Annotated in this window: 21 protein-coding genes and 1 pseudogene; 5 read left to right on the top strand and 17 right to left on the bottom strand. The window is 58.0% G+C overall.

Annotated elements, in window-relative coordinates; all coding sequences use genetic code 11:
* Window positions 1-83: 83 nt before the first annotated feature.
* Both ASE07_RS02650 and ASE07_RS02645 read right to left on the bottom strand, forming a co-directional pair.
* Window positions 84-1,157, bottom strand: coding sequence for an aromatic ring-hydroxylating dioxygenase subunit alpha (locus tag ASE07_RS02650; RefSeq protein WP_057289264.1), 1,074 nt, complete (start codon window positions 1,155-1,157; stop codon window positions 84-86).
* A gap of 76 nt (window positions 1,158-1,233) precedes the next feature.
* Window positions 1,234-2,415, bottom strand: coding sequence for an ABC transporter substrate-binding protein (locus tag ASE07_RS02645; protein WP_057289263.1), 1,182 nt, complete (start codon window positions 2,413-2,415; stop codon window positions 1,234-1,236).
* A 127-nt stretch (window positions 2,416-2,542) separates the two neighbouring features.
* On the opposite strand from ASE07_RS02645, the gene ASE07_RS02640 reads away from it, so the two are divergent.
* Window positions 2,543-3,469, top strand: a complete 927-nt coding sequence (locus ASE07_RS02640) for a LysR family transcriptional regulator (protein WP_057289262.1) — start codon at window positions 2,543-2,545, stop codon at window positions 3,467-3,469.
* A 19-nt stretch (window positions 3,470-3,488) separates the two neighbouring features.
* Here ASE07_RS02640 and pobA read toward each other — a convergent pair whose 3' ends face one another.
* From pobA to ASE07_RS30595, 10 genes and pseudogenes are all read right to left on the bottom strand, one after another.
* Window positions 3,489-4,667, bottom strand: coding sequence for a 4-hydroxybenzoate 3-monooxygenase (gene pobA, locus ASE07_RS02635; RefSeq protein WP_057289261.1), 1,179 nt, complete (start codon window positions 4,665-4,667; stop codon window positions 3,489-3,491).
* A 304-nt stretch (window positions 4,668-4,971) separates the two neighbouring features.
* A complete protein-coding gene (locus tag ASE07_RS02630) occupies window positions 4,972-5,211 on the bottom strand; it encodes a UTRA domain-containing protein (RefSeq protein WP_057289260.1) in 240 nt (79 codons plus the stop codon).
* 44 nt (window positions 5,212-5,255) lie between these two features.
* Window positions 5,256-6,038 (bottom strand): N-acyl homoserine lactonase family protein, encoded by a 783-nt coding sequence (locus tag ASE07_RS02625; protein ID WP_057289259.1) that lies wholly within the window; start codon window positions 6,036-6,038, stop codon window positions 5,256-5,258.
* A gap of 47 nt (window positions 6,039-6,085) precedes the next feature.
* The gene (locus ASE07_RS02620) at window positions 6,086-7,294 is read right to left on the bottom strand and encodes an ABC transporter substrate-binding protein (protein ID WP_057289258.1); all 1,209 of its coding nucleotides are present in this window, start codon (window positions 7,292-7,294) and stop codon (window positions 6,086-6,088) included.
* A 135-nt stretch (window positions 7,295-7,429) separates the two neighbouring features.
* Entirely contained in the window at window positions 7,430-8,293 is an 864-nt protein-coding gene (locus tag ASE07_RS02615) for an alpha/beta fold hydrolase (protein ID WP_057289257.1), read from the bottom strand.
* Window positions 8,290-8,658, bottom strand: coding sequence for a hypothetical protein (locus ASE07_RS02610; RefSeq protein ID WP_057289256.1), 369 nt, complete (start codon window positions 8,656-8,658; stop codon window positions 8,290-8,292). Before ASE07_RS02610 ends, ASE07_RS02615 begins: the two co-directional genes overlap by 4 nt.
* Window positions 8,659-8,851: 193 nt before the next feature.
* Window positions 8,852-9,742 carry an NAD(P)-dependent oxidoreductase gene (locus ASE07_RS02605; RefSeq protein ID WP_057289255.1) on the bottom strand — a complete coding sequence of 297 codons (891 nt, stop codon included), beginning with the start codon at window positions 9,740-9,742 and terminating at the stop codon, window positions 8,852-8,854.
* Window positions 9,739-11,169: an NAD-dependent succinate-semialdehyde dehydrogenase gene (locus ASE07_RS02600; protein ID WP_057289254.1), complete on the bottom strand. Its 1,431-nt coding sequence runs from the start codon at window positions 11,167-11,169 to the stop codon at window positions 9,739-9,741. Before ASE07_RS02600 ends, ASE07_RS02605 begins: the two co-directional genes overlap by 4 nt.
* Before the next feature lies 1 nt (window position 11,170).
* Window positions 11,171-12,163: a Bug family tripartite tricarboxylate transporter substrate binding protein gene (locus ASE07_RS02595; RefSeq protein WP_057289253.1), complete on the bottom strand. Its 993-nt coding sequence runs from the start codon at window positions 12,161-12,163 to the stop codon at window positions 11,171-11,173.
* A gap of 127 nt (window positions 12,164-12,290) precedes the next feature.
* Window positions 12,291-13,193: pseudogene (locus tag ASE07_RS30595) on the bottom strand (NAD(P)-dependent oxidoreductase); the annotation flags it as partial.
* 632 nt (window positions 13,194-13,825) lie between these two features.
* Here ASE07_RS30595 and ASE07_RS02585 point away from each other — a divergent pair.
* Window positions 13,826-15,166 carry an MmgE/PrpD family protein gene (locus ASE07_RS02585; protein WP_057289328.1) on the top strand — a complete coding sequence of 447 codons (1,341 nt, stop codon included), beginning with the start codon at window positions 13,826-13,828 and terminating at the stop codon, window positions 15,164-15,166.
* 62 nt (window positions 15,167-15,228) lie between these two features.
* Here ASE07_RS02585 and ASE07_RS02580 read toward each other — a convergent pair whose 3' ends face one another.
* The 3 genes from ASE07_RS02580 to ASE07_RS02570 are packed head-to-tail and all read right to left on the bottom strand — an operon-like array spanning window position 15,229 to window position 19,425.
* Entirely contained in the window at window positions 15,229-16,101 is an 873-nt protein-coding gene (locus tag ASE07_RS02580; RefSeq protein ID WP_235548327.1) for an alpha/beta fold hydrolase, read from the bottom strand.
* Between the two features lie 26 nt (window positions 16,102-16,127).
* A complete protein-coding gene (locus tag ASE07_RS02575; protein ID WP_057289250.1) occupies window positions 16,128-18,215 on the bottom strand; it encodes an acetate--CoA ligase family protein in 2,088 nt (695 codons plus the stop codon).
* Window positions 18,216-18,267: 52 nt separating this feature from the next.
* Entirely contained in the window at window positions 18,268-19,425 is a 1,158-nt protein-coding gene (locus ASE07_RS02570) for an acyl-CoA dehydrogenase family protein (protein ID WP_057289249.1), read from the bottom strand.
* A 179-nt stretch (window positions 19,426-19,604) separates the two neighbouring features.
* Here ASE07_RS02570 and gcvA point away from each other — a divergent pair, with 179 nt between their 5' ends.
* Window positions 19,605-20,510: a transcriptional regulator GcvA gene (gene gcvA / locus ASE07_RS02565; protein WP_057289248.1), complete on the top strand. Its 906-nt coding sequence runs from the start codon at window positions 19,605-19,607 to the stop codon at window positions 20,508-20,510.
* A 258-nt stretch (window positions 20,511-20,768) separates the two neighbouring features.
* Window positions 20,769-20,948 (top strand): winged helix-turn-helix domain-containing protein, encoded by a 180-nt coding sequence (locus tag ASE07_RS30590; RefSeq protein ID WP_162256856.1) that lies wholly within the window; start codon window positions 20,769-20,771, stop codon window positions 20,946-20,948.
* A 221-nt stretch (window positions 20,949-21,169) separates the two neighbouring features.
* Here the strand turns inward: ASE07_RS30590 and ASE07_RS02555 are convergent, their stop codons facing one another.
* Both ASE07_RS02555 and ASE07_RS02550 read right to left on the bottom strand, forming a co-directional pair.
* Complete coding sequence (locus tag ASE07_RS02555; protein ID WP_057289246.1) at window positions 21,170-21,853, bottom strand: hypothetical protein; 684 nt, start codon at window positions 21,851-21,853, stop codon at window positions 21,170-21,172.
* Window positions 21,854-21,861: 8 nt separating this feature from the next.
* Window positions 21,862-22,860, bottom strand: coding sequence for a TRAP transporter substrate-binding protein (locus ASE07_RS02550; RefSeq protein ID WP_235548326.1), 999 nt, complete (start codon window positions 22,858-22,860; stop codon window positions 21,862-21,864).
* 177 nt (window positions 22,861-23,037) lie between these two features.
* Between ASE07_RS02550 and ASE07_RS02545 the strand changes: the two genes are divergently transcribed.
* A complete protein-coding gene (locus ASE07_RS02545; protein WP_057289244.1) occupies window positions 23,038-23,859 on the top strand; it encodes an IclR family transcriptional regulator in 822 nt (273 codons plus the stop codon).
* Window positions 23,860-24,113 lie beyond the last annotated feature (254 nt).

Genomic DNA, 24,113 nt, shown 5'->3' with positions numbered 1-24,113 from the left:
AAAAGCGCAAGTTACCGGCGTAGGCCGAATCCGCAATGTGCCGATAGAATGCTGTCCGCTCAGGACGGCACGCAGTCCTGAACTCAGTTCTGCTCCACCAGCTTGGCAATGATCCGTCGCGCCCGGTTCGGCCCCGCATCAACATGAATATCGGTCCAATCCGACTGTCCGTTAAAGCGCTGCATGTTACGGTACTGCTGCTCGACCACCAGGCGGTCCTCATCGAACGTGAACTTGGTTTGTTCCACCACAGTGTCTATGGTATCCGGCATGTCCGGATGCTTGTTGCTGGCCATGCTCCAGAAGTAATGCGCCGTGGTTTCTGTCTCAGGCGTGATGCCGTGAAAGCCGCGCATGTGAAAGCCGCCCCGGTTCGGATCGTCAATTGCATCCGTTCCGGGCTCGACTGCGCCAGTCCATATTGCGAGATGGCTGACATGGAAAGCGATTTCCTGCCAGCGATCGCAGGTATCGCCGAAGGGATAAGCGGCCTTATAGGTAGGCGGCGGTGTGCTGCCCGGCATGTGGCGCACCACGAGCACCGACTTGTCGTCGTTGCTCACCATGGTTTTCGCATGCATGTGCAGCCGCGCATTGCCTCCGATGGTTTTCAGGTGCACATAGCCAAGGTGGCTCAAGTCCAGCAGGTTGTCGTGGATAAGCTGGTACGGCGCATCATAGTGATAGACGCCCCATCCGTATTTGTACTTCGGGTCATGATGATGCGGATAATCCGGCGGTTCATGGCTAGGCACGCTGCCGTCTTCCTTTGGCATCCATATCCAGAGGATGTCGTCCTTCTCACGCAAGGTGTAGGCCTTGACCCTGGCCTTGGCAGGAATGCGTTCTTGTCCTGGAACTTCGATGCATGTGCCGTTCGGGTCGTAAAGCAAGCCGTGATAGCCGCAGCGTACGCCGCGTTCTTCGACCATGCCGGACGACAAAGGGAGGGAGCGGTGGCAGCAACGGTCTTCCAACGCCGCGGCTTGGCCGTTGCCGCTACGAAAAAGCACAATCGGCTGGTTCAGGAGCGTGCGCGCAATCGGTTTGTCCGCTAGTTCGCCTGACAAACCTGCGACATACCACTGGTCTAGCGGAAAGGACGATTTTTTCGCAGAGGTGAAGGACACTTCCTTTGCCGCGATCGGGGAATTCATAGCTGCTCCTTATAAGAAATGGGTTGCGTCGCCGTCCTAAACGTCGGGAACGAGCTGGAAGGTTTTATTGGCAAGTTCATTTGGCAGGGTCTTTCACGCCGTCGAATTTTTCGATTTCATTGGCGATCAGCGCTCCGGCCGGAGTCTTGTCGATGCGCCGGATATAGATGGTCTGCACGATGTCCCGAGTCTCGGGATCGATGGCGACAGTGCCTCGCGGACTACTCGAGGTATAGGTTTTCAGCGCTTCCATGAATGCGCCGATTTCCGTATTGCCATTTGTCTTGGCCAGCGTTTTGACAATCATCGCCATGCCGTCATACGATGCCGCCGCCAGGAAGCTAGGTTTGAATTTTCCGCCGACCGTCTGCGAGAATGCGTCGACGAACTTGCCGTTTTCAGCGCCGGGACGCGTATAGGAATAAAATCCCGCCGAGTAAATGCCGACTAGGGTATCGCCACCTGCCTTGAGCACGTCCTCATCGCCCCAACCCTCACCGCCGAGAAAGCGGATACCCGCCTTGTCCAGTCCTTTCTCGCGATACGCTTTGATAAAGGACACCATGGGTTGACCATTCGGCAGGAATACATGAACCGCATCTGGCTTTTCATCCTTGATACGCTGCACAAAGGCAGCGTAATCGGTCGTAGCCAGCGGCATCCTCACCGAGCCAATCACTTGTCCTCCGGCAGTGGTAAAGGTCTTGTTGAACCAGGTCTCGGCTTCCAAGCCGGGTGCGTAATCGGACACTACCGTGAACACACGGCGCGAACCGGTCCTGTAGGCCCATTCGGCAAGCGGCGTGACTGACTGGGCGATGGTGTACGACACGCGCGTCGCGCCGGGCGCCTTGGCGGTAATGCCCGAAGCTGCGGCATTCATGATCACCATCGGCTTTTTCGCCTGCGCCGCCACGCTTGCCGCAGCGAGGGCATTGGGCGTGAAGATGAAGCCGGCAAGAATATCAACCTTGTCGCGGGTCAGCAGCTCGGTGGCAAGGCGCTTGGCCACATCGGGCACTGGTCCGGTGTCGTCCTTGTAGATGACCTCGATCTTTTTTCCGGCGACGGTGTCCCCTGCGGTACGGAGATATGTGTCGATGCCGGCCTTCATCTGGGCGCCGCTCTCAGCAGCGGAACCGGACAGCGAAGTAATGACACCGATCCGTATGGTCTTGTTGTCGGCAAGGGCGCCGGAGATGCTCAAAAGAATTCCGACCGCTAACAGTGCCGCACGGGCTCCGCGTATCTTATGCATGATTGTCTCCATTATCGTTTTTGGACGGTTGGAAGAAGTCGCTTCCCACCTGTCCATAGAAGGCATCATAGGTAAAGGAGTGTATATTGTCAGCAAATGTGACTTATATCCTGTATTTGTAAAACTAATGAGAAACAATAAATTCGATCTGAACCTGCTGGCCGTCGTGCTGGCAATCGCCGAGGAAAAAAGCGTGAGCCGTGCGGCCGAACGCCCGGAGCTTAGCCAGCCGGCGGTAAGTCTCTCCTTAGGCAAGCTGCGGCGACAGCTTGGTGATGAATTGTTCGTGCGCACCGTTCGCGGCATGGAGGCGACGCCACGGGCCAGACCAGTGATAGAACTAGCGAGGCAGATGCTCGATCGTGTCGGGAAGGAGGTGCTTCAGCAGGCGGCCTTTGATCCGTCAACGACCAACACGACCTTTACCGTTGCGCTGTCGGACATCGGCGAAATGGTATTCCTTCCGAAGCTGCTGCAGGCCATCCGTGAACGTGCGCCGTTAGCCACCGTGAGTTCGGTGACACTTCCCGCCAGCGAGGTAGGCGATGCGCTGGAGTCGGGCACGGTTGATCTCGCAATGGGTTATTTTCCGGATTTGAAAAGACATAATTTCTTCCAGCAGCGGCTGTTTTCCCACAGCTTCGTTTCGCTGCTGCGCAAGGACCATCCCGTGCGTTCGGAGAAAATGACACTGTCGCAATTTCTCGCTCTCGGACATGCTGTTGTAAAGGCGGAAGGTCGAAGCCAGGAAGTGTTTGAGCGATATCTTGAACGCAAGAACATCCGCCGGCGTGTCGTGCTGTCAACGCCACACTTTCTGTCAATCCCGTTCATTGTCGCTACGACCGATCTGGTTGTAACTGTACCGCTCGCGGTAGGCACCTCATTCGCGGAGTTCTCAGATGTCAGGCTGGTGGCACCGCCTCTTCAGATTCCCCGATTCGATCTCAAGCAACACTGGCATCGAAAATACCATGATGATGGACGACATCAGTGGTTGCGGTCACTTGTCGCGGAGCTATTCAAAGATGATAAGCGGTGGTCAGGCTCATAGTATTAAGAAATGACGACTTTCACTCTACTTTCTCATAGGGTAGGCCGACATAATTTTCAGCGATTGTCGTGCGTCCGGCCAGTGTGCCAGTGTAGTATTCCAACTCCGCTAGCTGGATGCGTTGACCAAAGGGATCTTCACCTAGTTTATGCAGCACCGACGTCATCCACCAGGAGAAGCGTTCTGCTTTCCAAATGCGGCGCAAGCAGAGTTCCGAGTACTTATCGAGCAGATCGATACGGCCTTCCCGATACGCCTTACGCAGCACGTGGTACAGCGTGTAGACGTCGCTAGCGGCCAGGTTGAGCCCCTTGGCGCCGGTCGGGGGGACAATGTGCGCGGCATCGCCGACTAAGAACATGCGGCCGAATTTCATCGGCTCCGCGACGAAACTACGTAACGGTGCAATGCTTTTCTCGATTGCCGGGCCAGTCACCATCGACGTGGCAACGTCCTCTGGCAGCCGTGCTTTGAGCTCGCCCCAAAAGCGCTCGTCCGACCAGTCCTCGACCTTGTCATCCAGCGAGCACTGCACATAGTAACGGCTAAGATTGTCCGAACGCATGCTGCACAGCGCTAGGCCGCGCTCGTGGTTGGCATAGATTAGCTCATGCGAGACCGGCGGCGTGCGTGACAAGATGCCGAGCCAGCCGAAGGGATAGACGCGCTCGAAGGTCTTGAGCTTGTCTCTCGGTGCGGATTTGCGCGACACGCCATGGAAACCGTCGCAGCCGGCTATGTAATCGCATTCGAGCTCGGCCTGCTCTCCGTCCTTGATGTAGGTTACCCGCGGCTTATCAGTGTCGAAATCATGCAGCTGTACGTCCTGTACTTCATAGATGCTGATGCCGCCAGTCGCCTTCCTCACTTCCATCAGATCGCGCGTAACCTCCGTCTGGCCGTACACCGTTACCGTCTTGCCAGTAAGTTCCTTCAGATTGATGCGCTCCCGCCGGCCGGAAAACGAGAGGCTGAAACCTTCATGAACGTGTCCTTCCCGATCCATGCGTGCTCCAGCGCCCGCTTCCCGTATCAGTTCTACAGTACCTTGCTCCAACACGCCAGCGCGGATGCGGCCGAGCACATACTCGGGAGACTTGGCTTCCAGGATCACGGTTTCGATGCCTTGCCGGTGCAGCAGCTGGGCGAGCAGTAGGCCCGATGGCCCGGCGCCGATAATGGCAACTTGAGTCTTCATAACGGTTTCCAGTAATGTCGTTAGCAAGGCTCATAGTTTCGTTCCGGAAGCTTTAATTGAGAATGGACTTTTAAAGAAATAAATTGGACTTTTCGCGTGTTCGCCATCCGTAACGGAATCACACCTCGGTGTAGGAATCCACTATAAAGGAGCATTAAAGTGTCGCGAGCACGAGCGTATTAACTTGCACAATCCGCATAATTGGACTGGAGCGCATGTATCTGTTTTGTTCCATGCCCGCTGGATTGGCGCGCTCAAACTGGACGTTCGCCCCGGGCTGAACTTAGCTTGAAGTGAACAGCAGCTACCTGTCGGTCAACCGGAGCTGCATTGAAACCGCAAAGCGATCCGCGGGATGCACGCTGACCGACACTTCAAAGGTCCGATTGGCGGCGTCCCGATACCAGCGGATGATCTTCAGGGCGGCGGACCCGGGCGCCACCTGGAGTGTCGATGCCACCGCATGCGCGACGGTAACGGCGCGTATTTCCTGGCTGATTTGCACAACGCGCCGTCCGTAGCGCTCCTCAATCAAGGAGCTCACGTGCGTTATCGCTATAGCAGTACGGGCATCCTAAGCCGACGATGTCAGGCAATCCGATACGCATGAATATCGGGCACCCCGGCCGAGGGATAGCGCGCGCAAACCTCGGGGTCATGGCCAGGCACGATGTTGTCTTCGCCATCGGCCAGCTCGCGAATCCGGGCATAGCCCTTACGCATGTCGTCAAGACTGTAGATCGCTGGGAAGGGATTTTCCTTGATGAGGTTCTCGTAGTAGTGCGCCGCGTCCGAGGCCAGCACGACCCATCCTTTTTCCGTGCGGACTCGCACCACCTGCAAGCCGTCTGTATGGCCGCCCACGCGATGCAGCTCAACGCCGTCACGGAGCTGATGAAACCCATTGACGAAGCGGACATTGCCTCGGTAAAGCTGCTTGATCAAACTGCCCAGGTCGTCACTGGAAAAGAAGTGGCTCTGCTTGGGATCGCACATGCAACTGCCGGTGGCATACCGCACTTCCCGCTCCTGCACCCAGATTTCAGCGGCTGGAAACTCATCGATGTTGCCCGCGTGGTCGTAATGCAGATGCGTGATGACAAGGTCCTTGATATCATCGCGTGCGTAGCCCAGACGTCGGAGCGATTCCACCGGCGTTACCAGGTATTTTCGCTTGCGCGCCTGCGCCGAGGCGGGGCTGAAACCGGTGTCAACCAGCAGCGCCGTCCCCTGCCCCACGACCAGCCACACGAAGAAATCGAGTGCCATCGGTGCCTCGGGATCGCCATCGGTCGGATGTAGAAAGTTATCCTTTCGAAGGCGATCGACCGTGGCGTACTTTATTGCAAAGACTGTAAACGACTCGTTCATGTAGAACCTTTCGCCGGTATGTAACTGCGTCCGGGAATATTGGCAGCCTATTTCTTCGCCAGCGGACAAGCGCTTTCAGCCAACGGTGCAAATGCCTGATCGCCCGGAACGGTCTTCACGACACGAAAATAGTCCCAAGGCGTTGTCGACTCTTTTGGTGCCTTGACTTCAACCAGATACATATCGTGAATCATTTTTCCATCTGCCCGGATTTTTCCGTTCTTGGTAAAGGCATCGTTGATCGGCATCGCTTTCAGTTTCTCCATGACCTGAGTCGTCGCATCGGTGCCAGCCGCTTGTACTGCCTTCAGATAGCTCAACACGGCCGAGTATTGACCTGCCTGCAGGGCGGTCGGCATGCGCTTGTGCTTTTCAAAGAAGCGTCGCGCAAATTTGCGCGAGTCGTCATTCAGGTTCCAGTAAAAGCTCTCGGTGAAATACATGCCTTGCGCCTGCTCCAGGCCCAGCGCATGGACATCCGCAATGCTCATGAGCATTGCCACGATTTTCTGTTTCGGTGGCAGCCCGAATTCCTTGGCCTGCTTTATGGAGACCTGCGTATCCATACCCGCGTTCGCCAGAGCCACGACATTTGCGCCACTTGCCTGGGCTTGCACCAGCTGGGAGCTGAAATCATTGCCTGGAATAGGATAGCGCGAGGCGCCCAGAACCTTACCGCCTGCCGCGTTGACGATCTTGGTGCCGTCGTTCTGCAGCGCGTGTCCGAAAGCGTAGTCGGCCGCGATGAAATACCAGGATTTTCCACCGCTGCCGACGATTTCCTTACCGGCGACGTTGGCCAAGGCATATGTGTCATAGACCCAGTGCACGTTTGTCGGTGTGCAGTCCTCGCCGGAGATACGGGTCGCGCCTGCCCCCGTTACCATGGTGATCCGGTTCTTTTCGGCGCCTATCTTCATCGCCGCCAGCGCAACCGCGCTACTGCCCAGCTCGGTAATCACGTCCACCTTGTCCCGATCAATCCACTCGCGCACTTTTGTCGAGGCGATATCAGCTTTGTTCTGATGATCCATCGTGACGATCTCGACCGGCTTGCCGAGCACCTTGCCGCCAAAATCCTCGACCGCCAGCCGCGTAGCGAGCACAGAGCCGGTTCCAACGTTGTCGGCATACAAGCCTGACATATCCGTTATCACACCGATCTTGACGATCCCGTCGGATACCTTTTCTTGCGCATGTGCCGGCATGGAGCAGGCGAACAGGGCCGATATGGCGCTTGCGATGAGCTTCTTCATGTTGAAATCCTTGTCTCCAGGTTATGACTTATATTTCCTACTTGAATGCATGTGGCCGACAGCCACTTTCTGCTGTACCGACTCCTCGGTGCAGTGGAACAATCAGCAATCAGGTTGTCGGCTTCAAAACGGGATCTAGCTGGCGACGCGGTTAACACCGCGGATACGGTCAAGTACCGGACGCAGGTAAGAAAGAAACTTCTCGGGATCCTCGCTCATCGGAAAATGGCCCAGCCCTTCCATGATGTTGGCTTCAGCTCCCTTGATGCGTTTGACCAGGTCAAGCGTATCCTCCGGCGTGCACGAATAGTCATATTCGCCTGAGAGCAGGTATAGGGGACAGCGACTAGTGTCGATCTCAGCTACCTTTCCCCGGATGTCGCCGTCGAGCTTATAAAAATGCAGGTCGCCTTTGAAAATACCAGGACCGCCCTGCATGTAATGCCACAAGGTTTCCCATCTTTCCGCTTCAGGGCTCAGAGGGCCAACCAGACCCGATACGACGCCTGCGCAAACTTCGCCGCCGTGCACATCGGGACGGTGGAGCCAATTGATGTCGTAATAGGGATCGACATGCGCTCCAGACTGCAGGCCGATGATGGCGCGAAAGCGTTCAGGATGCTCGAGCGCCAAGTGCAGTACGATCCGCCCGCCTATGGAACATCCCATCGCCACCGGGCCATCAAGTTCCAGCGCATCGGCCACGCCCATGACAATATCGGTATAGTCGCGCGAAGTCAGCCGGTATTCCTCGTCTTGCCAACCCGCAGGAGGCGAAGACTTGCCATGCCACGGCAGATCGAACGCGATCACTCGATAATGGCGCAGCACGTCCGGGTCGTTGAGCAACGCCCGGTACTGGCGGGTATCCGATCCGGCAGTATGCAGGCAAAGCAGCGGAATGCCTTGCCCCGCCTCCTCGACATACAATCTGTGCGGTTTTCCCAGCAAATTGAGACGCAGATAGCGTCCGACAACGGGTTCGAACACTGCTGTCATTTTTTTGCTCCTTCCGATGCGCGAAGCTTGCCCATCACGCCTTTGAAATAAAAGAGGTTTGCCATGAAAGGATGGAGATTTCCTTCGACACGCAAGGTACGCCGCTTGATTAACGCAAACAGGTCGTGAAACCCCGGGGGCGGGACCGGAAGCCAGAACCGGCTCCAGGTTTCCGTCGATGCCCGCATCGCGAAGCTCCATGTCGGCATGACGAATGGACCGCGACTGACGTCGGCCACCCGCCCTTCCGTCACCTTGATCAGGTAGGAGATGTCTCCGATCTCCACCATGAAGGTCGTGTCGATGTACCGGCCACGTCGTACAAGTCGTTCATCGGCATTCACAAGCTCTTTTAGGTTATCCATGAGTTCTTCCGTTTTTCGACATGAATCAGATTCCACGATGAGATATTGATTTCCTGTTTTAACCTTCAACCTGCTTCACTGCCCCACGTCGGGGCAGCGTAAGAATTATTGCATTGCCCGCATCTGGCGACGACTTCGCATTTGTTATGTCTGCATGAGGTTTTGTAAAGGCTTTCCCGGCAGCGGCGCGGGATCAGTTCTTCTGGGCACGTATTAAGCGGTAGATCACCGGATAGTAGTTCAGCGCGTATCCTCGCGCGCTCGCCTCGTCCAGCAGCGCTGTAGTGGCTTCGGCGACTGCAGGCCGGATCCCGGATGCCTGCGCCAGCGCAAGGGCAAGCCGCATGTCCTTCAGCGCGTAGGATGCGGGGAACATCTTCTCGGGAAATTCATCCCGTGCGAGATACTTCTCTCCTGTCAGGCGCAGGGCGAACGAATCCGCCGAACCGAGTCTGAGCATATTGGCCAGCATGGTCTTGTCCACACCTGCCGCTTCGGCGATCGCCATTGCCTCGGCGAGCGCGTTGACGGTGGAGAGCAGGACCATGTTGTTCATGACCTTGACGACCTGGCCCGCGCCCACGTCGCCGCAGTGCACCACGTCTGATCCCATGCAGCGCAGCCATGGATCGACTTCATCAAAGAGCGCGCCCTCACCGCCTACCGTGATCAGCAGCGTGCCGTTATTGGCGGCCTCGCGACTGCGTGCCACGGGTGCATCCAGGAACCGCACGCCGTGTGCTGCAAGCCGGTGTGCTAGCGAGCGCGTGCGCGACACGTCGCTGGTGCTCATGTCGACCACGGTCCGGATTGCCCCTCCCTTAACGATCAGTGGATTGGCGCCGAAACACACATCCTCCACCTGATCGATCGAGGGCAGCGATAGGAATACCGTGTCGGCGACCTCGCGCAGTGACGCGATACTAGAACCAATGGCGCCATAGGCGACCGCTCGGGCGACGTTTTCGGCACTGATATCCGCCACATGCACCTGGCGCCCGGACTTCAGGACCAGGTTGCGGCACATGCCTTCTCCCATCACACCTACGCCAACAAATCCCAGCACGGATGATGGGCTGCTCACGATACGGCTCCCTGTCGTACGCACTTGACTCGAAGGAACTCCTGCACACCCTCGATGCCGCCTTCCGATCCCAAACCACTATCCTTGTGGCCGCCGAACGGCGTTTCCGGCAGCGATGCCTGCCACTCGTTGATGCACACCACGCCGCTGTCGATCTCGTGCGCCAAGCGGTGCGCGCGGTGCAGGTTGTTCGTGTGTGCATAGGCAGCCAGTCCAAAAGGCAACCGGTTCGCTTCCGCAATGGCATCGTCGAGCCCTTCGAAGGAACTGAGTAGCGCAATCGGTCCAAAGGGTTCGATATTGGCCGCATCGCTATCGAGGCCTGGCTCAAGGATGACGGTAGGCGCGTAGAAGAATCCTTCCGTTCCAAGGCGCTCGCCGCCGGCAAGCACTTTCAGGCCGCGCTGCCGTGCGTCCTTCACCATGGTGTCGATCGACTCGAGCCGGCGCAGGTTCTTCAGCGGCCCCATTTGGGTGGAACGGTCGAACGGGTCGCCCACTTTGATCGCTCTGGCCGCGGTCACGAACTTCTCGCAAAAGGCGTCAAAAATGGGGGCTTGAACAAGAAAGCGGGTCGGCGAGGTACAGACTTGGCCCGCATTCCGGAACTTGGTGGCCACCGCCATGCGCACCACCCGGTCGACGTCGACGTCATCGCACACGACTACTGGCGCATGCCCGCCCAATTCCAGCGTGGCACGCTTCATGGTCAGCGCTGCCTTGGAGCCTATGATCTTCCCTACCGAGGTGGCACCGGTGAAAGTCACCATGGCGATCTGCGGCGCAGTGCAGAGAATATCGGCAATCTCGCCCGGGTCGCCGAATACCATGTTCACAACCCCGTCGGGGATCCCAGCGTCTTGAATGGCCCGCGCGATGTGGAGCGCAACCCCTGCGGTCTCTTCCGAAGGCTTGATTACGATGGTACATCCGGCCGCAAGGGCGCCGCTAATCTTGCGCGACGGTGTGATGGCGGGGGCGTTCCAGCCTGCGAACGCGGCCACAGGGCCAATCGGCTCCATCACTACTGTTTGTGTAATGCTCTCGGCGCGGGCAGGAATGGTACGGCCGTAGATACGACGCACCTCTTCGCTGGCCCATTCGAACATCTCGGCAGCAGTGGCTACTTCGTTGTGCGCTTCGCCGACGGGCTTGCCCAGCTCGCGGCTAATCTGCTCCGCGATGACCGTACCTCGCTCGCGCATGATGGACGCTGTTCGGCGCAGCAATGTCGAACGCTGCAGCGCGGGTGTCTTGCACCAGCTGCGGAACGTCTCGGCCGCCGCAGCGACAGCCTGTTCCACGTCCGCACGGTGGGCATGTGCATAGCTGCCCAGCTCCTGGCCATTGCTGGGATTGATCACCGTGAAGCGGGCGTTGGATGTGCCTTGGCGAAATTCGCCTGCAATGAATTGGGAATATTCCATCTTAATCAACCTTGATATCGGAGGTCTTGATGACCGAAGCCCAGCGCTCGGTCTGTTCCTTAATGTGATTGGTGAACTGCTGAGGCGTACCCGTGAGCGGATACTGTTCCATGGCCGCGAGCCGGTCCACTACCTCTTTTCGGTTCATGATTTCGTTGACCGCCGCATTCAGCCTGACCACGATCGACTGGGGCATGCCCGCAGGCCCCATCAAACCATTCCATGGCTCGGCAGCGAAGCCCTTGAAGCGGGATTCACCCAGAGTAATTACGCCCTCACCGCCGCGTCCCGAGGTGGCACTCGCGGAAGCCAGAAGGCGCAGCTTGCCGGATTTCACCTGAGGCAGCACCGCTGCCCCCGAGAGGAACGCAAAATCGGTTCGACCGGCCACCAGATCCACCAGTGCCGCCGAATCTCCCTTGTAGGGGATATGGGTCGCCTTGATGCTAGCCACGTGCTTGAACCATTCGCCGGCAAGATGATTCACGGCCCCATTGCCGGCGGATGCGTAACTCAGGTTGAACGACGGATTACCTCCTCGCTTCAACAATTCGTCGAGCGAAGTGATGGCGGACGATGCGGGAGCGACGAGGAAATACGGGTAGCTGGCAACCAGACCGATTGCTGTGAAGTCGCGAAGCGGGTCATAGCCCAGATTTTTCTGCAGGTGAGGCGTGATAGACAGTGTGCTGCTGCTGCCGAACATCAGTGTGTAGCCGTCCGGCGCAGCCTTCTTGACGCCGACTGCGGCCAGGGCGCCGCTGGCTCCCGCCTTGTTTTCGACCACGAAGCTTTGATTGAACTTGGCCGACAACTGCTCGGCGAGGATACGTGCGACTGCATCTGTGGGGCCGCCGGCGCTGAAGCCGACGACGATGGTCACTGGTCTTGTCGGCCAGTCGCTTCCGGACTGGGCCCAGGTTGCGCCGGCGAGAAGCGCGGTGGCCAGGGCGACGGAATACCGAAGAAACGAGCGTTTGCTCTTTATGATCATGAAGGTGTCTCCGTTTTATAAATTTTAAAATGCGATCAGGCTATAGCGCGGTCTTCAGGGCTTCCGCGGAGGCAGCTTTAGTAGCCATCCCTGCCGTAACACCGACCTTGCTCGGGTCGTTCTGGTGTTACAGTCGGATCGAATCGAGACCGTTGGCTTCTGCCCAGTAATCGGTCATGGACGACGTATCCTGCCCATCTTTTCCCGCATGTCGCGCCAGCTGAAACAGGTTTCTTGCTAGATTACCCATCGGTAAAGAGATTCCGGCGGATTGCGCGGCCTGGCACGCCAGCGTGAGGTCTTTGAATCCCAGAGCGATGTCGAATCCGGGAGTGAGATCCCCCTTCAGCACCTTGGCGGGCCACTTCTCCTTGAGCTGTCCATTCGAAGCAGTGGTGCCGGTGAGTACTTCGAATGTCTTGCGCACGTCCAGGCCGAGGGCGGATGCCAGAACCAGGGCCTCGGAGTTGAGCTGGCAGTAACACAACACCATGAGATTGTTGATCAGTTTCATCCGAGTACCGGAGCCCGGATCTCCGCAGTGCAGTACCGTCGTGCCCATTTTCAGCAGCAACGGTTCGAGTTCGGCATGATCGCGTTCGGCGGCACCAAGCATGAACAGCGACTCGCCACGGTCCGCGTGCGCCGCGAGACGACCGACAGGAGCGTCGGCGAAGCGCACGCCCTTCTCCCGTGCCGCGCACCACAGTTCGTCCACTGTATCCGTGTCGATGGTGCTAAGCTCGACCAGGAGACTATCCGGACGAAGACCGGCAAGTACGCCCGACTCGCCCAGAGTCACCTCGCGTGCCTGCCTGGGACCGGGCAGCATGGTGAATACCACGTCAGCACGCTTGGCAAGTTCGTGTACGTCCGCTGCACGCGATGCGCCTTGCGTTACGAGCTTGTCCACGGGCACCGGCTGAATATCGTGGACGATCAAGTCCACCTTGTTGCGCAACAGGTGCGACGCCAGGGCATAGCCCATGCGGCCAAGCCCGATGAATCCGACCTTCATTGATAATCTCCTATAATTTTGGAAGCGCGCAGGCGCGGCATGGGGACGAGAGTCGCGTCGGCCTGGTCCTGTTGACCACGAACGGTGACCGGATACTTTGCCCGCCCCTTCTCAAGCCTAAAGTCCCGTTGGCGTCTATGCTCCCGCAGGCCAACCCGCTGATGTGAGTGTTAATTGAGCTTATCGTGTTCATTTAAATCTCCAGATGGCCATTCTCCATACGCAGTCCCCAAGCGGCAAGTGACAATTTGTAGGGCAGGAATGACTTTTTCTCATGTCAGAACACGCCGCGCGGCTGGTGCAGAGAAAATCAGCGGATTGCATACGAGCCCTTGGTCCCGCCCCATTACAAAAACGCATGCCTGAACAACAAATGCGAAGTGGTCCATCACGTAGACTACGGCGATAATTACAGGATCATTAAGCCAGACCTTCCCTGACATGCCGGGAGCGCTCGATTCAATGACAGACAGCGAGTCCGTTTCAATGGAATCAATGGCTTGGAAGACAGTTCCACAAGGCGAGGACCGAACATAACCGTAGGCAATTTACGCCGCGCCGAAACGCCGAAATAACGCAATGTCGTTAAGGCTCCGAGTGCCATGCTCGTCTATCGTCGCTTCAATATACAGCAGGACAAACACATGCACATCGTTAAGCAATTCGCCCGCCACGCCGTCGATTACCGTACGCACACCATCACGCCGGAGGTGCTGCACCATGCCAAGCGCGCCGTAATCGACTGGTATGCGGCACTGCTTCCGGGTGCAGTGCTGCCGCCAGCTACTCTGCTTGAAAAGGCCTTTGCCGAAGAACTGGAGCACGGCCGAGCCCGCCTTGCGCTGGGAAAACCGGCGACCACGCGTCTGGCGGCGCTCATCAACGGTACCGCATCGCATACCGCCGAGGTCGACGACATTTACCGCGAAGCCATCTACCACCCTGGCGCGCCGGTCATCGCGGCAGCACTGGCGGTGGCGCAAGCCATCAATGCATCCGGTGAATCGTTTCTGCGTGCGGTGATCGTCGGCTACGAAATATCAACCCGCATCGGCGCCGCCATGGGGCGTGCGCACTACAAACACTGGCATAACACTGGCACCATTGGCTGCTTCGGCGCCGCCGCAGCAGCAGCTGAGCTCCAGGGGCTGGATGAAAGACAGTTCGCCCATGCGCTGGCGACCGTCGCTACGTTCGCTTCTGGTTTGCAGCAGGCTTTCCGAATGGATTCCATGTCCAAGCCACTGCACGCCGGACGTGCTGCAGAAGCCGGGGTGACGGCAGCTCTGTCCGCGGCACAGGGAGTTACCGGATCGCTGGATGTACTGGAGGGTGAGGTGGGCTTTGGCCGGGCGATGGGCAACGGCCCCGACTGGACGCTTGCACTTGCAACACTGGGGAAGGACTTCCACATCACACGCATGACTTTCAAGAACCACGCGTGCTGCGGCCATACCTTCGCGCCTATTGACGGTGCGCTTGCGTTGAAGGCGAAATTGGGTATTGCCGCTTCCGATATCGAGGAAATCCAGATCGCCACCTACAGCGCGGCGCTGGAGGTGGCCGGATACGAAGCGCCGGCGACTCCGGCCGAAGGCCGCTTCTCGGTCAAGTACACAGTCGCTACTGCACTCACCCACGGCAGTGTACGCCTCGCGGCATTTCTGCCGGAACGTCTGAATGATCCAGTGACGCGGGCATTGATGCAAAAAATCCGCCTGACTATCGACCCGGAGCTCGACGCCGCCTTCCCCGGCAAGCGTGCTGCCCGCATCACTTTCAGGCTGCGAGACGGCAGCAGCGCCCAGCACCTGCAACCGACACGCAAGGGCGATCCCGAAGCACCACTCGCGGATGACGAACTCAACCAGAAATATCTGGAACTGGCTACCCCTGTGCTCGGCGCGGAAGCCGCGCAAGCGCTCCTGGAGAAGCTGTGGAAGATTGAGTCGATGCATACACTTGATGCACTGCTCGTAAGATAGCGGGAAGCGGCGCGGGCTGTGGCAACGACAGGCGTGTGACTCTACGGACGATAGTAAGAAGTCTAGCCAACTGGCATCGCTGCCACTGCCGCACCGTCGCCGAACCAGGAAAGCAGCAACCGGTTAATGTCGTCGGACCGTTCATACTGCACCCAGTGCCCGGCATTCGGTACCACACACCAGTCGCGGCCGGGGTGCCCTTCGGCCAACTGTTGAACGAGTTCTTCAGGCGTTCCCGTTACGTCATGCTCGCCCCAGATCAACAGCAAGGGATACGAGTAACGATCCAGCGTGGACTTCAATGATGCCGACCTGGAAATTGCCTTGCTGCGGAAGCGCGTCTGTATGCAGCACTGCTCATGAACCGTAATGGCGAGCGCGTCATCGACGAGCGGATGGTGTAGCATCAGCGCAGCCAGGTTGTGGCGTAGCGCCGCACGCATGGCGTCCCGGTCAGGCAAACGCCAATCCGCCATAGCCACTGGCTGGCGGCGCGTGCCGCCATGGCCAGCTGGGCCAAGCAGTGCCATGCGACGGATGCCGCCGCGCAGCGCGGCAAGGTGTGCCGCGGCTAGGCCGCCGAAAGAGAAGCCTGCAAGGTCGATCTGGGTATCCTCGCCCACCAAGCTATCCAGACTGCCAGCCAGCGCATCGGTCAGATGCTGCATGCGGTCCAGAGCATGTGCGGCAAGGTCGAGTTCATCCGAGTCGCCGAACCCCGGCAGGTCGGGCAGCCAGAGTGTATGACGCTGTGCCAGCACTTCAATGTTGCGTATCCAATGCAGCCAGCTGCCATGACCGCCATGAATCAGAACCAGCGGCGGACCGTCGCCGAAACGCCGCCATACGACGTCCCTTCCCTGCCAAACCACACGTTGCTTCGCTGCCCTGGCATCCAGACGCGCGATCTCTCTGCGTGCCTGTTCTTCAGTCACACTTGCTGCGGCTCTGTCCGGAATAGTCATGCTTTCAGGACCAGCGCATCGACGGCGAGCACGCCTTCGCCCTCAGGCATCACCATCAACGGATTCACCTCTGCTTCGCAGACGCCCAGCTCCGGCTTCATGGCGAGCTGTGACAGCGCCGATACGGTATGTGCAAGCGCTTCCAGGTCGCCGCGCCGCTTACCGCGCAGGCCGGATACCGTCTTGAGCGAGCGCACTTCAGCGATCATTTCACGTGCAGTATCGACGCTCACGGGCGCCAGGCGAATGCTACGGTCGCGCGATACCTCTGCCCAAATTCCTCCCGCCGCCAGCATGATTATCGGCCCGGCATCCGGGTCGATGCGGTAACCTACCAGCACTTCGGTCAGCCCCTTGAGCATCGGTTGCACCAATGCCTGGTCGCATGCGATACCTGGTGCCCGCTCCGCCAAGTTGTTGCGCAGCGTAGCCAGCGCCTGATTCAGTTCGACGTCGCTGTTGATACCGAGCACCACGCCGCCGACTTCCGTCTTGTGCGAAATGTGCTCGGAACAGATTTTTGCCACTACAGGGAAGTCGAATGGCAGCGCCGGAGCGGGAGTCGACAAGCTCATGGTTACGACCGGTGCATGCGGCACGCCGAGTTCGTCGAGCACCGCATATGCCTGCTCTTCGCTGAGCGTGTGTGTGTCCACCGAAGATCGCTCCACGACCCGTGGCGCCACGCCCGGCAGCCGGCGGGCAAACACTGATGCAATGGTGTCTGCGCATGCTTCCGGCGAGCGGAAACAAGGCACGCCGGCCGCCGTCAGTGCGGCCAGTGCATCCGGAGCGTCGGGCACCAGCATCGCGGCCAGCGGCTTCGCGCCTTGCACGCTATCGACGATGGGCTTGACTGCCAGTTGCGGCTGGAAGCGTGCGGATGAGCCCACCACGGCCAGCACCAGGTCGAACTCCGGTGCATCAAGCATGATGTCTAGCGTCTTTTTCATGACTTCGTACCGGGTCCCGGCGAGCGTCAAGTCCAGCACGCGACCTGGATTGGCAGATACGCCGGCCGCAGCCAGGCGCTGCATCGTTTGCTCGGATGCCGGCTGTACCACGACGTCGCGGATACCGAGCTGGTCGACCGCCATGGCGGCGCCGCCGCCTGTGGTAGTAACCACGCCGACACGACGAGGCATGCTCGCGCTAGCGGTAAGCTTCACGCGCTTGGCCAACGGGAAGCTTTCCAGCAGCGCTTCCAGAATGCCGACACGCGCGATGCCACAGTCCTTCAGGAAGGCATCGGCCACGTCATCCTCGCCTGCCAGGGCGCCGGTATGGGTCGCGGCCATCTCGGCGGCTGCATCCGAGCGCCCGAGCTTATAGGCGATCACGGGTTTGCCGCGGCGGGCTGCCTCGATTGCGAAATCGCGCAGCTTCGGGCCGTGATGCAGAGTCTCGAGAAACAGCAGATAACCTTCGATAGACGGGTCGTCCAGGGTCGCGGCGCAGATTTCTCCGATGCTCAGGTCGGCCTCGCCGCCGACCGAGACCAGGCCGGCAAAACCGACGCCGCGCGCTTTGCCGCGCGAAACCAGGGCGCCGATCATGCTACCGCTATGCGAGGCCACGAAGACGCGGCCGACCGGCAGATCCGGTTCGGCGAAGGCGGCATTCGCCGTCAGCACCAGACCGGTCGAGGGATTGACTACGCCCAGACTGCTCGGGCCCAGCACGCGAATCCCGGTACGCTTGCTTATCGCGCTCAGTTCCTGTTCGCGTGCCGCGCCTTCCGGCCCGGATTCGGAGAAACCGGCAGCCAGCACAGTCACTACTTTCACGCCGACGCGTGCGCACTCTTCAACGGCGGGCAGCACACCCTCGGTTGGCGTCAGCACGAACACATGATCCGGGACTTCCGGCAGAGACGCGAGGTCCGGCCATGCCTGCTCGCCCTGCACCGTTGCACGCTTGGGATTGATCGGATAGACGGCGCCCTTGAAACCGGTACGCCGCAGGTACTGCAACGGTCGGCCGGCGGTCTTGCCGGTGTCGTCGGAAGCGCCTATCAGGGCGACGCTGCGCGGGTTCAGCAGCGCTTGAGCGAGTGCCGCGCCGGAGGTGGAAGTTGCATTCATCTTCAGTCCATGGATCGTTGATCGTTTTCAGACATCGCCGCGGCGGGCAACGTCATTCCTTTTTGGGCGGCCGTTGCGAAAATGTTCTCTCAAAGACGCCTTCCGCGATCCGGTTCTTCAGCATTTCGATAGAACCCCCGGCGATCATCCAGCCGCGGGTGCGACGCACGCAATACTCGACCAGCGACTCGCGGCTATAGCCCATGCCTCCCATGACTTGCAGCGCTTCATTCGCGACTTCCCAGCCGGCCTGATTACAGGCCAGCTTGGCAAGAGCGGTGCTATGCGCCGATGGCAGGCCGTGCTCACCCTCCAGCGCCGCGCGGTAGAGCATTAGTTGCGCCGATTCTAGCTTCAACGCCATCTCGGCGAATTTCCACTGAATCCCCTGGAATTCGCATAGCTCACGGCCGAACTGCTTGCGGGTGAGCGCATGTTCACGGGCGATATTGAAACTGTGCCGTCCAAGCGCAAGCGAGCGGGACGAGTTGCCTAGACGCTCGACATTGAAGCCCGATATCTGCTTCTTGAAGCCGCCTGCGCCAAGCAGCAGGTTGTTGGCGGGAATGCGGCAATCCTCGAAATAGAGCTGGCACCATTCCTCTCCGCTCATAAAAGCGGACGGCTCTCCGATGGAGAAGCCGGCCGTGCCGCGTTCGACCAGTACCGAACCGATACCGTCAACGCCGGGTCCGAAACGCACATAGATCAAGAACAGGTCTGCTTCGGGACTGTGCGTTGAGAACACCTTGCTCCCGTTGATGACATAGTGGTCGCCGTCCAGTCGGGCGCTGGTCTTCAGTTCGGTAACGGCCGAGCCGGCGTCGGGCTCGCTCATCCCGAGGGCGATCAGCTTCCTGCCAGCCAAGAGGTCGGGCAAAAATCGCTGCTTTTGCTCGGGTGTCGCGTACTCGACAAAGGTGCGAATCGGCCCGAAGTTACCCGCTTGCACAATGTCCGCGCTCTTCGGACAGACCAGTGCGACTTCCTGGATCGCCAACACCGCATGCATCAGGGTACCGCCCTGTCCGCCATCCTCTTCCTGAAAAGCAATGCCCAGCAACCCCTGTTCGGATAGCATGCGCGCGGCGTCCCATGGGTACGCCGCGGAGTGCGCCCGCTGCAGCGCGCCTGGAGCCAACTTGTCTTGCGCAAAACGGCGGACGGAGTCGACAAAAGCCTGGTGCTCTTCGCTTAACTCAAAATTCATTGCGGGATCCTCAAATTCTGTACTGCGTAAGGTGGAACGCTAATTTTGCTTGAGGAGCGACAGGTGGAGAACTTCGTATTCGGCGCACAGGCATGACAAATACTCATAGCTGCTCCGAACGCCCGGCAGGCATTGCGATATAATAAATAAATTCATTTCTCGACTGCCCATAAATATCAATGGCGCGACGCATTCCCCCCCTGAATCCACTTCGGGTCTTCGAAGTAGTGGCGAGGACAGAAAACCTTACCACCGCCGCCGAAGAATTGCATGTGACGCAGTCGGCCGTGAGCCGTCAAATCGGTGTACTGGAAACCTATCTGGGCGTTGAATTGTTCAGACGCGAGCGGCACGGCGTGGTGTTGACTCGGCTCGGCCGCGCTTATGGGGAACGCATCATTCCGGCATTCAGCGAGATCTCGGCCGCAACCGAGCAACTGGTCAAGGGAACCAGCCAAGGTGCATTGCGGGTACGTACCTACACGACGTTCGCCGCCAAGTGGCTGATTCCGCGGCTCCCCGAATTCCATCGGTTGCATCCCAATGTAGAGGTTCGAATCAGTAATGCGGTCCCTGATGTCGATTTTGACAGGGACCCGGTCGACGTTGCGATCCAGTTCGGCGAAGGGCAATGGCAGCGGACACAGTGCGATCTATTGTTCCATGACGAGATCGAACCGGTCTGTTCACCGGGTTATATCGAAAAGCATCTCACGGTAGACAAGCGACCCGAATCTCTGCTTCGGGAGCGTCTGCTGGTCTCCCACTATCGACGCATCGACTGGGATGATTGGTTAAGTGCGACTCACATGACGCAATACGCCGCGACCGCGGAGCGGATGAACTTCGGCACTTCTGTTCTTACTTGGCAGGCGGCGATCAACGGATTGGGCATAGCGATCGGTCAGAATGCACTTCTAGCAGAGGAGTTCCGCTCAGGGCAGCTGACGCGGCCATTCACGATGCCAGTGCGCAGAGACAAAGCTTATTATCTGGTTAGGCCAGAAATGCAGCGCGAGTCGCGTAAAGTTGCCCTTTTCAGAGATTGGTTACTCAATGAGGTAAAGGATATCGGCCGGATTTGACGCGACATGCGAGAAGCTGTCTGGGAGAGCTTTGGTCTTCCTTACGGCCTGTTTGAAAACTAGCTTTTTCGAACGGCCGCTTCAGTAGCAGACAGCCCATGGCGACGTAGATCATTTCGGTGGCAGTGCAGCCGACAGTCCAATGCGCTGGCTAAACTCGGACCTATATCGCGGTAGCTGGTCGTCCCTGAGAAACTCCAGAGTAGTTAATTCGGCGCATGAATTAGTGAAAAGAAAGAGCTGAGCCGACGCAAGATTTTGATCACGTATGGAAAGACAAATATCTGGCTGCTGCTCAAGGCAATGGGTTTTACCGTTCAACGCCCTACCGGACGCGCAAGCCAGCGTAATGAAGAATCGATACGGCAGTGGCGACTCAAACGCTGGCCGATGCTCAAAAAAAGCCTGCCGGGAGAGGAGAGTCATTCTCTTCCTTGACGAGAGCGGCTTGAGTGAGCGGCCTATCCGAATCAAGACATGGACGCCGGTGGGATTCACCCCGATATTGCGGTACAGCTTCAACTGGAAGCAGCTAACGTCTCAACACGATTGGCGAGGTCAAGGCATTCGCCTTCGGTCGCCTAATCCATGCAGCGTCGCGTCGGATTGGTGATTCCGTTTTGGAAGCTGGCCGGCTTAAAATCCTAATTTCGCATTATTCAAGTTGTATCCCTTGGGGTGGCTGAATGAGCAAGGACATACTGTCCTTTAATAACATCCCCTGATACACCCATCGCTTCGAGCGCGGTTTCTCCTAGTTCTTTTTCGAAAATCCTTTGCAGGCAGTCCGAATCATAGCCGCATACCACCATTACCCAATGAACCGCCTTATCGGCGAGCCCACGGATTTTCTGCTCCTCGGTAGGTGGAACGCCTGGTGTCTGATGTTGCAGCAGGTGTGCGCCAACCAGACCCGGCCGTACGGCCAATTGTTCTAACAACGTGCCCAAAGATGCGAGCACAGTTTCGCTGCGACCAGCGGAGGGTGAAAATCGCAATGTCACAGCATGGCTGCCGATACTCCCGCCACGGCTCTCAAGCACGCGGCACTGACCACGAACCATGTTGCGGTGATGTGGCATCATAGCCCTGGACCATGGCGTGGGGGCATTCAAGTGCGCCATGTATTGCGGTGAGGTGAGTATCTCGTACTCGTCAAGCTCATACATCACGAATATGCCATCCCCGCCGTCTGCCGATCTCCATCGCGATGCACGATGGAAGCCGGGGATAGCCAAGCGCTCCGCAAAATGCTCATGGGAATGCCAGTCTTCAAACTCCATGCGCTTGTCGGTGGCCATATCCCACCACATCGCCAGTGCAGCCTTGCCTAATAGAGCCATATAATCCCCTACTTGTTTGCGCGAAGACGTGACAGTTCATCGTTTACCTGCTCGACCAGTCGGCTGCCGACCTCGCGCGTGTAGGTTTGCACTACAGGCTTCACCGTCTCGCGCAAGCGAGCGACCTCGGGTTGGCTCAATTCGTTGACTTGCATTGACTTCCTCAAGAGGTCGATCGCTTCGGACTCCTTGGCTGCATTTACCTTGCGTTGCTCCTGCTTGGCTTCGTCGGCCGCCTCGCGGATGATGCGACGCTCTGTATCCGACATGCTGTCCCAAGTCTTCTTGCTCATCAGGAAAGGCATTCCTGTATATACGTGCTTGGTTAAGGACAGATATTTCTGTACCTCGGCGAAACGCGCGTTTTCAATTACGCTTACGGGATTGTCTTGACCGTCGATCGCGCGGGATTCTAGGGCGCCATACACCTCTCCAAAGGTCATCGGCAATGGATTTGCCCCCAATGTTTTAAATAGATCGAGGTAGATCGGTGCGGCGATTACGCGAATCTTCAACCCTTGCAAATCTTCGGCGCGGACGATAGGTCGCTTGCTATTCGTCATATTGCGAAATCCGAGGTCCCAGATGCCAAGGCCGATAATATTGTGTTGGGCCAGATCGTTCAGCATCTTCGTGCCGACGGTGCCGTCCGACAGCGCATAAGCCTCCTGTGCGTTGTTAAAGAGGAAGGGAAAATCGAACACCATGAACTGTTTGTCAATCCCTGCAAGCAGGCCCGTGGCCATCGAAGTAAAATCCAGGGTTCCCCCACGGATCGCAGACAAGTTCTGTGGATCGCCGCCTAATACCGCACCGGGGAATAATTTGACCTTGATCCTGTTCCCGCTCTTGCTGGCTACAGCGTCTGCAAACCTTTGCGCACCGATTCCAAGAGGATGATCCTTTGCAAGGCTGAATGCGAAGCGTAGTTGGCGTTCCTTGATATCCTGCGCCTGGCCAGGCGCCATGATGGCGACCAAGGATACCGCGGCAAGGATGCCGAGCATTGCCCGACGCAATGGCATGATCTGTTTCATCGTATCTATCCTTATCGCTTAGATGGTTGGAGAAGCTATGCGGTGAACTGGGTATTCGTGATTCGAATCGTTACATCTTTTTAAAAGACATTCAAGATCCTGATACCATTCAAATTTTGAATAGTCTGTTTGCTCAGAAAGGCAATCATGAGCGGGGCGCTGGAAAAGTCGTTGGCAATTCTCGAATACCTTACCGCTTATCCTGAAGGCGTTCCATTGGCACAGGTAGCCAATGCGCTCAATCAGGGCCGCAGCGCCTGTCACTACACTTTGCAGGAGCTTGTGCGCTACGGATATATCCGACAGTTACCTCGTGGCGAGTACGCACTCACGACCAAGATGGCTTCTATGGGGCTGAGCTTCCTAAGCCGATCCGGAGTGGTAGACATTGCGCAGCCGGTAATCAACAGACTGGCTCATGCTACCGAGGAACTCGTTCGGCTTGCCATCGTCGATGGCAGACGACTAACCCTGGTTGCCAAAGCGCAAGGGGCACGCTCGGGCCTGCTCTACGACCCCGACATGGGAATCGACCTGCGCCTGTCGTGTAGCGCCGCTGGGCAGGCCTGGTTGATGACCTTGCCCGACGATATAGCGATCGCGTATGTCATGAACCAGGGGATCGGTGAGCCAAAGCATTACGGCCCAAACGCACCAACGAGCGTGAAGGCCTTGCTAAAGGCGTTAGACGAGCATCGTAGACGGGGTTTCAGCATTATTGAGGATGGGTATGCGCCTGGGATGAGTTCAATGGCCGCGCCAGTACAACGCGCTGATCATCTGGCGACGGGAGTAGTCGTGATTGCAGGTCCTTCAAGCCGCCTCTCGTTGAAGCGTATGCAGCAATATGGGCCTGATTTGTTGGCCGCTGCTCATGAGCTGGCGTCGTCGGGTGAGGCTTCGCCACTTATGAAGGCAGCCAATCTCGGCACTTGGGGAAACGCGCGTGAGAAACCTCAGGACGGTTGATGCGGAAGTCGCTTTGAGCGTTGCCACCAGCCTCATGCCACTGCTGAGCGAAAACCCATCATGACACAACCCGAAACGGCAATGATCAGACTCCTTGGCCAAATTGCATGGCGTTACTAACAGCCTGCTCCACCAAACAACGCTGACTCGCTGGATAACGCACGCTGGCCTAAGCCTCCTATTCCAGCGCAGCCAGTGCTTCAAGTTCGTTCGCTGGAATGCGGATATTTCGCCTGCGGCGCTGTCAGACCATA

Origin of the sequence: Noviherbaspirillum sp. Root189 (assembly GCF_001428545.1) — a bacterium.
Taxonomy (GTDB): domain Bacteria; phylum Pseudomonadota; class Gammaproteobacteria; order Burkholderiales; family Burkholderiaceae_D; genus Noviherbaspirillum.
Note: the sequence above shows the minus strand (reverse complement) of the source record. Positions and strands in the feature narration are given on the sequence as shown.